Genomic DNA, 7,890 nt, shown 5'->3' with positions numbered 1-7,890 from the left:
GCTCAGAAAGAGTAAGATGGGTGTAGCTCATGGGGGTGTCCTTTTGTTGTGGTAAACATTAGACTATCCCTGTGAGTCCCCCTTGGTCAAACTCCTGGGTGTTGCACTTCAGATTTGAACTGGCGCTTCAATACGAAACGGGAAAGACAAACTTTGGCTCAAAAAGCCATGTGCAAATCAATAGATGTGCGGAGGCAAACTGGTTTCGATCTCATAAGCCCGCTCTGTATTTATGGTTTGTGTGACCAGCTTAATATCAAAGTCAGGTTTGTTGACATCAGCAGCATGGAAGGGATGTATTACAAAGAAGAAAAGCCATTAATCTTTCTTTCTGCACTGCGACCCTTCCCGCGACGGGCATTTACTTGCGCTCACGAACTAGGGCATCACATTTTTGGACACGGTTTAAGAGTCGATGAGCTGATAGAAGACTCAGAAAAATATAAGGATTTTAATCCAGATGAGTTTCTGGTTAATTCCTTTGCAGGTTTCTTGCTAATGCCCACTTTAGGAGTACGAAAAGCTTTTGTCGATCGCGGATGGAATGTTGCTTGTGCAACGCCAATTCAGATTTTTACGATCGCCTGCTATTTTGGTGTTGGGTACGAGACTTTAATAAAGCATATGACTTATGCCTTAAAAATGCTTGACCGAACACAAGCTTTCTCACTTCTTAAAGTTAAGCCCAAAGATATCCGACAAAAGATACTAGGATACCCATCTTCCGAGCCATTAATTATTGCTGACCAACATTGGTCAATTCCTACCATTGATGCCGAAGTTGGAAGTCAACTGTTATTGCCAAACACCGCAGAGGCAGCCAATGAGACTATTACCTTTCAAGAAGATATTCCAAATGGTTGTCTTTTTCGAGCTACACGTCCCGGCATCGTCCGCGTCTACTGTCGCGATACAAAATGGGCAGTATTTGTTCGCGTTTGCCGCCATCAATTCGTTGGTTTGAGTCAATATCGACACCTTGAGGAACCCGAAGATGAGTAACAGTTCACCTTTTGTTATTGAAGAAACAAATCTTTCCCACGCTTGGAGTCGTGCATTCCTCCATGTCATCGATAATCCCGGCAAGAACGTTTCACCACTTTTAATAACATTAACCGGTTTTACCAATGGTATGGTCAACGAAGATCGAGCTATTCGAGATGCTCTTGATAACTGCCTCAAAAGTAACAGTGAACAGTCAGTTCACACGGTGGCAAATACAATTTTTCCTGCTTCATACTGGCAAAGATCTAAGCATGACAGAAATAAATTATTTGATACCTACCTCAAATACTTTCCCAGAATTCAGGCTCTCGCACCCACTAAAAACCATCGCGGTCTTTACTTTGAAAGATTAATTGCATTTGGTTCTGGGCCTAAAAATGGCAACCAACTCGAATACATTATTTCTCAGTATAAGTCAAATCCTAGCTTTAGAAAATCGATGTTTCAAGCCTCGATTTTCGATCCGGCACGAGACCACATTTCCGCTGCACAAATTCCCTTCCCTTGCCTTCAACACGTCAGCTTTATACCCCAGGAAAACAGCTTGACACTGAACGCTTTTTATGCTACTCAACTGTTGTTTAACAAAGCCTATGGTAATTACTTAGGTTTGTGCAGACTGGGAGATTTCATGGCTCATGAAATGGGACTAAGTTTCGAGCGCATGAACTGCTTTGTTGGCGTAGCAAAGATCGGCAAAATTAACAAAACTTCACCAACTCTAGAGCCACTTAAAGAAGTTGCGCGTCAAGCAGTATAATTAAGAGCGATCGCACAGAAATCCATGCGGATTTGATATGATAAACAAACGCTCAAACCAAGCCGATGCAAATAATGTCACCCTACAGAGCAAACAACTAAGTTTTGAATTTGGTGATTATGGAGAAAAACCCAGATATGCTCCGACAATAATCTCGCACATTCTACCTACCAAGCCTACCGTTGTCTTCGATAGTTACTGGCGATTTGCCGCCGAAAGGCAGAAGATATTCTTCAAAAAATTAGAGAATGCCCAAATACCTTGGACTGACGATCGCATCCTTTCCACATACAAATTTACCAATGCCTATAGAGCATCCGATCGCACAAGCCAGTACCTAATACGCAATGTCATTTACCGGGATGACCTTCCTGCTTCAAGCAACGAAGTATTTTTCAGGATTATGATATTCAAATTGTTCAACAAAATCGAAACTTGGCAGCTTTTAGAGAACAAAATTGGTTCCATAATTTACTGTGAATATTCATTTGATCGCTACGATCGAGTTCTCACAGAAGCCATGAAGTCTGATCAGACAATCTATTCTGGCGCATACATCATGCCATCAGGAGGAAACATTCTTGGACACACTACCAAGCATCGGAATCACCTGAAATTGATAGAGCTGATGATGGCTGACGAACTGCCTTATAAGCTCGCAGATGCACCGAATATGCACAAGGCATTCGATCTGCTGCGCGACTATCCAACCCTTGGCGATTTTTTAGCTTACCAATTTATTACGGATGTTAACTATAGCAAAATTACCAACTTTAGCGAGATGGATTTTGTAATTCCTGGGCCAGGAGCGCTCGACGGCATCCGCAAATGTTTTCTTGACTTAGGCGGACTGAATGAACCAGAAATTATCAAATTTATGGCAGATATTCAAGAATCCGAATTTGAGCGATTGGGACTTGATTTTAAGTCGCTATGGGGACGAAATCTACAACTTATTGATTGCCAAAATCTGTTCTGCGAAGTCGATAAATATGCTCGGATGAAACATCCCGATATTGCCGGAATATCAGGTCGCACTCGGATCAAGCAGAAATACTCAGCTAACACGCAACCCGTCGATTACTGGTATCCGCCGAAGTGGGGAATTAACCAGGCTATTGAAAAATACAGAACAACCAAAGCTCACACTCAATTTAAGTCAAAATAGAATCTCAAGGAGTGAAGTATGGATTTTCGCGAGTATCAAGAACAGGCGCTGAAAACGGATAGAGTTCCTACCAAAAGCGGAGACGGAATTATAGTACCTCTACTTGGTTTGGTAGGTGAAGCTGGTTCGCTTCTCACCGAGTACAAAAAACACCTTCGAGATGGAGATGCTCACAAACTTTTCAAAGAGGCAATAGCAGAAGAGTTAGGAGATTTGCTCTGGTATGTTGCCAACGTAGCAAGCAAATTCGATCTCGATTTGGAAAAAGTTGCAAAAGGTAATATTGAAAAGTGTCGCGCTCGTTGGGGATGGAGAGATTCATTACAGACTGATGTCAGCACTACAGGATACATATTCGATGGTGAATTTCCCGAAAACGAATGTTTGCCACGGCAGTTTATAGTCGAGATTACTGAAGTAAACAAAGATAACTCAGTTAAAATGAGGGCATTCATCGACGGACAACAGATTGGGAATGACCTCAGTGACAACTCTTATTCCAGCGACGGATACCGTTTTCACGACGTTTTTCATCTCTCTTATGTCGCAGTTTTGGGCTGGTCACCAGTCATCCGCAGCAACCTAAAACTCAAGCGCAAAAGCAATCGCCGCATTGACGAAGTAGAAGATGGGGGGCGAGCAATAGCTATTGAGGAAGGCTTGTCAGCTCTCGTATTCAGCTATGCTAAGGATCACAACTTTTTAGAAGGAGTTGTCGCTCTTGATTACCAATTACTCAAAACTATCAAAAATATGAGTTCGCACTTAGAAGTTGCTCGGTGTTCGCTCGGCGATTGGGAGGAGGCAATTCTTACGGGCTACGAAGTCTGGCGGCAGGTGGAAAAAAATCGAGGGGGAACTGTTGTTGTTGACATCAACGCACGTTCCATAACCTATCAACAAAAATAACAAATTTTATAGCTCGAAGCAGCTATTGATATCGATAGCTATGATTGAGTGGATATCTAACCAACAGCAATGGCACTTGCTACTGTATATGACGGCGTATGGCTTATGCTCAAAAACCAGGTGGTAATGCCGAGTTCTGCTGCGATTTCTTGACATCTGCCATACAGCATTACTGACGGTCTACCTGTTGGCAAACGTTGGATTTCAATATCAGTCCACGAAATTCCCTGGCTCCATCCCGTACCAATAGCTTTAAGCACTGCTTCTTTACCTGCAAAACGACCTGCAAAATATTGAATGCGGTTCGCATCGGACTCTGCACCACTACACTCTGTTGCTGTAAAGCATCGCGTTTCAAAATGCTCCCCTGACCGTTCTATTAGTTTTCTGATATCTTTGATTTCAATAATGTCGATGCCGTGACCAATAATATTCATCTTGCTAATTTTTCGGCGCAGTTAAGTTAAGGAATAATTGAATACATAGTCACTTTGAAAAAAATTGTGCAATCTTTAACAAAGATATACAAGCTGATTTAATGCGGGTAAGAGAAAGGAGTTGTGCTGCTTCTAACGTACAACGGGTGACGCGGATGCCCTCTCTTGGTAATTCCCAGGCAGTAGAGATTTTCACGGTTACTCAGCCAAGGGGAAACGGTTTGGTATCGGTTCCTCAAACTACCCCGATTGCCCCAAGCCACAATAATTCGATCAGCTCGCTCAACAGCTTCTCGGAGATAGCGGTCATTTTCAGGCCCCACGGGATCCAATACCACGCGCAGAATATCTGGTCGCGACGCACGGTAAGCGAATAAATTGACTACTTCGATCGAACCGCAACCCCAAGAGCGGGCAAAGCCTAAGCATCGGCGGAGTGTGGGATCGTCAGTATTTGCATCCGCACGACTGGGGTTGAGCATAACGAAGGCTACTCTAGGAGCATTGGCATCCCACTCCCGCCACAGAGAGTAGCGGTAGAGTCCTGTAGGATCGATCGCTGCACCTTGTTTCATAATTTGTTTCATTTGAATGCCCTGGCAAATTCTAGCCGTCAGACTGTTTTTCTGTCTGCTCAACAATAAATTTTTTATAGCAACTGTCAAAACGATCAGGACGTTCTTAATCGCTGAAAACACCCTTAATTATTGCATTTTCCTTCTTCGTTTCTCTGCGTCCTCTGCGGTAAATCAAAAATTTGGTGATTTTGAATACAACTCCCGACTCAACAGTCGATCGCACCCCTCAATTTTCGATCCGGATCTAAAGTTACCCTAAAGTTCGCCCCCCTTTTCCGAAACCCTCCCTAATATAGAACTTACAGGACGATCGGTCTCATCGCCGATTCAGCAACACCTGAAAAATCCCAAACCAGGGAGCCATAACAGGGAGGATATCAAAATCATGGTAAACGCACCCATAGGGGAAGCCCGCCTAGGCCCAACTGAACAGGTACAAGCCTTAGACCGCGATTGCACAACTCTATCCCGTCATGTATTCCAACAACTTCACAGCTTTTCACCAGATGCTCAGGATCTCAGCGCCCTGATGAGTCGTATCGGACTGGCGGCAAAGTTGATCTCAAGGCGACTCAGCAGAGCTGGGCTCATGGAAGATGCTTTAGGCTTTACAGGGGCTGTCAATGTCCAGGGAGAATCCGTCAAAAAGATGGATATCTATGCCAATGAAGTGTTTATCTCGGTATTCCAGCAAAGCGGACTTGTCTGCCGTTTGGCTTCCGAGGAAATGGAAAAACCCTATTATATTCCTGAAAATTGTCCGATCGGGCGTTACAGTCTGCTCTACGATCCCATAGACGGTTCTTCTAATCTTGATATCAATCTGAATGTCGGTTCCATTTTCAGCATCCGCAAGCAAGAAGGGGATGATGCAGATGGTTCGGCTTCAGATTTGCTCCAACACGGACATAAACAAATTGCTGCTGGCTATGTGCTGTATGGCCCCAGTACCATGCTCGTTTATTCGATCGGGCAAGGCGTTCATTCTTTTACTCTCGATCCCAGTTTGGGCGAGTTTATTCTAACTAACGAAAACATCCAGGTTCCAGAGAGCGGCCCGATCTACAGTGTGAATGAAGGTAGCTTTTGGCAGTGGGATGAATCTTATCGCGATTACATTCGCTATGTACATCGAAATCAAGGCTATACCGCCCGGTACGGTGGGGCTTTGGTAGGAGATTTCCACCGGATTTTATTTCAGGGAGGCGTGTTTTTGTACCCAGGAACGGTGAAAAAACCGGAGGGCAAATTGCGCTTGCTCTATGAATCGGCTCCTTTGGCGTTTTTGATGGAGCAAGCTGGTGGACGCGCTAGTACGGGTATTCAAAACATTTTGGATGTTGTGCCGACTCAACTTCATGAGCGCACGCCTTTGATTATTGGCAGCAAAGACAATGTAGCGATGGTCGAGTCTTTTATTAAAGAGCGATCGCGCAATCCCATAACGCTTTCTGAGTGAAGGAAGAAGGAAGAAGGAAGAAGGAAAAAGGAAGAAGGAAGAAGGAAGAGGGAAGAAGGAAGAAAGTTTGTAATTGCCCAATGCCCGATGCCCGATGCCCAATGCCCAATGCCCGATGCCCGATGCCCGATGACCAATTATCAAATTGTAGGAGTTAAAGATCGTGACAGAAGCAACAAAGAATCACCTGTTAGAAATCAAAGAAATTGGCCAGAGCATCTGGATGGACAATTTGACTCGCAATCTGATCGAGTCCGGCGAACTCAAAAAGATGATTGAAAGTCGCGGGCTACGAGGCATTACATCGAACCCGGCGATTTTCGAGAAGGCGATCGCGGGTAATGTCATTTACGATGCTGATATTGAAGCTGGCATCCAGGCTGGTAAATCTGTACTGGAAATTTACGAGTCCTTGGTGTTTGCCGATATCCGCAATGCTTGTGATATCTTCGCTCCAGTGTACGAAGAGTCCAAGGGTTTGGACGGTTACATCAGCATTGAAGTGCCACCGACAATCGCCAACGATACCGAAAGCACGATTAGTGAAGCCTTACGTTATTATCAGGCGATCGCCAAACCAAATGTGATGATTAAGATTCCGGGAACGGCTCAAGGATTGCCGGCAGTGGAACGAGTCATCAGCGAAGGGATTAACGTTAACGTGACTTTGCTGTTTTCTGTTGACAGCTACGTTGAAACTTTCTGGGCTTATATCCGTGGCTTGGAAGCGCGGGCGGCTAAGGATTTGGATGTGAGCAATATTGCCTCAGTTGCCAGTTTCTTCTTGAGCCGGATCGACATCAATATTGATAGTCAGATTGACGAGAAACTCAAAGTAGTCACTGATGTTGCTACCAAAGCCAAACTGGAAGCGGTGAAGGGAAAAATTGCGATCGCCAATGCCAAAGTAGCCTACCAGAAATATAAAGAGATCGTCGCGAGCGATCGCTGGCAGGCATTAGCAGCCAAGGGAGCCGAAGTGCAGCGGCTATTGTGGGCGAGTACCAGCACCAAAAACCCCAACTACAGCGATGTGATGTATGTGGATGAGCTAATCGGCCCCGACACGGTGAATACTTTGCCACCGAACACCGTGGAAGCTTGTTTCGATCACTGCGATGTCGCACCCCGGATTGAGAACAACGTGGCAGAAGCTTACGCGCTGATCGAAAGTCTCAAAGATCCAGATATCGACATCGATTTGGACAAAGTGATGGCAGACTTGCTCCTGGAGGGGATTGAGAAATTCGTCAGCCCGTTCCAATCTCTGATGGATTCCTTGACAGAGAAAGTGCAGAAACTCTCACCTGTCGCCTAAAACGATATCTGTATCGTTGAAGGCAGAAGCATTTGGGAGTCGGAATACATAATCGTTGTGGTTCCTAAATGCTGAGTTTTGAATCTCGAACCGGGAAAAAGTGACACCCATGGGTGTCAAAAATCTCACAAAGAAAAATCAACTATGATTTTAGTCCCTCAATTCTGAGTTTTGAATCTCGAACCGGGAAAAAGTGACACCCATGGGTGTCAAAAATCTCACAAAGAAAAATCAACTATGATTTTAGTCCCTCAAT

The 7,890-nt window shown here is 44.6% G+C and carries 8 protein-coding genes; 6 read left to right on the top strand and 2 right to left on the bottom strand.

What is annotated here, in order from left to right; all coding sequences use genetic code 11:
- Positions 1-168: 168 nt before the first annotated feature.
- Genes QZ918_RS29200 through QZ918_RS29185 form a run of 4 tightly spaced genes read left to right on the top strand, consistent with a single transcriptional unit; the run spans position 169 to position 3,842 of the window.
- The gene (locus tag QZ918_RS29200; protein WP_293341609.1) at positions 169-1,002 is read left to right on the top strand and encodes an ImmA/IrrE family metallo-endopeptidase; all 834 of its coding nucleotides are present in this window, start codon (positions 169-171) and stop codon (positions 1,000-1,002) included.
- Positions 995-1,765, top strand: a complete 771-nt coding sequence (locus tag QZ918_RS29195) for a thymidylate synthase family protein (protein WP_293341606.1) — start codon at positions 995-997, stop codon at positions 1,763-1,765. Before QZ918_RS29200 ends, QZ918_RS29195 begins: the two co-directional genes overlap by 8 nt.
- Before the next feature lie 37 nt (positions 1,766-1,802).
- A complete protein-coding gene (locus QZ918_RS29190) occupies positions 1,803-2,933 on the top strand; it encodes a nucleotide kinase domain-containing protein (protein ID WP_293341603.1) in 1,131 nt (376 codons plus the stop codon).
- An 18-nt stretch (positions 2,934-2,951) separates the two neighbouring features.
- Positions 2,952-3,842, top strand: a complete 891-nt coding sequence (locus QZ918_RS29185) for a nucleoside triphosphate pyrophosphohydrolase family protein (protein ID WP_293341600.1) — start codon at positions 2,952-2,954, stop codon at positions 3,840-3,842.
- Between the two features lie 56 nt (positions 3,843-3,898).
- Here the strand turns inward: QZ918_RS29185 and acpS are convergent, their stop codons facing one another.
- Positions 3,899-4,279 (bottom strand): holo-ACP synthase, encoded by a 381-nt coding sequence (gene acpS, locus QZ918_RS29180; protein WP_293341597.1) that lies wholly within the window; start codon positions 4,277-4,279, stop codon positions 3,899-3,901.
- Between the two features lie 98 nt (positions 4,280-4,377).
- Positions 4,378-4,854 (bottom strand): DUF1643 domain-containing protein, encoded by a 477-nt coding sequence (locus QZ918_RS29175; RefSeq protein WP_293341594.1) that lies wholly within the window; start codon positions 4,852-4,854, stop codon positions 4,378-4,380.
- A 388-nt stretch (positions 4,855-5,242) separates the two neighbouring features.
- On the opposite strand from QZ918_RS29175, the gene fbp reads away from it, so the two are divergent.
- Positions 5,243-6,316, top strand: a complete 1,074-nt coding sequence (fbp, locus tag QZ918_RS29170) for a class 1 fructose-bisphosphatase (protein WP_293341591.1) — start codon at positions 5,243-5,245, stop codon at positions 6,314-6,316.
- Between the two features lie 163 nt (positions 6,317-6,479).
- Positions 6,480-7,634: a transaldolase gene (tal, locus tag QZ918_RS29165; protein WP_293341588.1), complete on the top strand. Its 1,155-nt coding sequence runs from the start codon at positions 6,480-6,482 to the stop codon at positions 7,632-7,634.
- The last annotated feature ends 256 nt before the right edge of the window (positions 7,635-7,890 follow it).

The sequence above is a fragment of the Microcoleus sp. CAWBG58 genome, assembly GCF_020883045.1.
In the GTDB taxonomy this organism is placed as follows: domain Bacteria; phylum Cyanobacteriota; class Cyanobacteriia; order Cyanobacteriales; family Microcoleaceae; genus Microcoleus.
The sequence above is the reverse complement of the archived record's forward strand: the minus strand, read 5'-3'. Positions and strand labels throughout refer to the sequence as shown.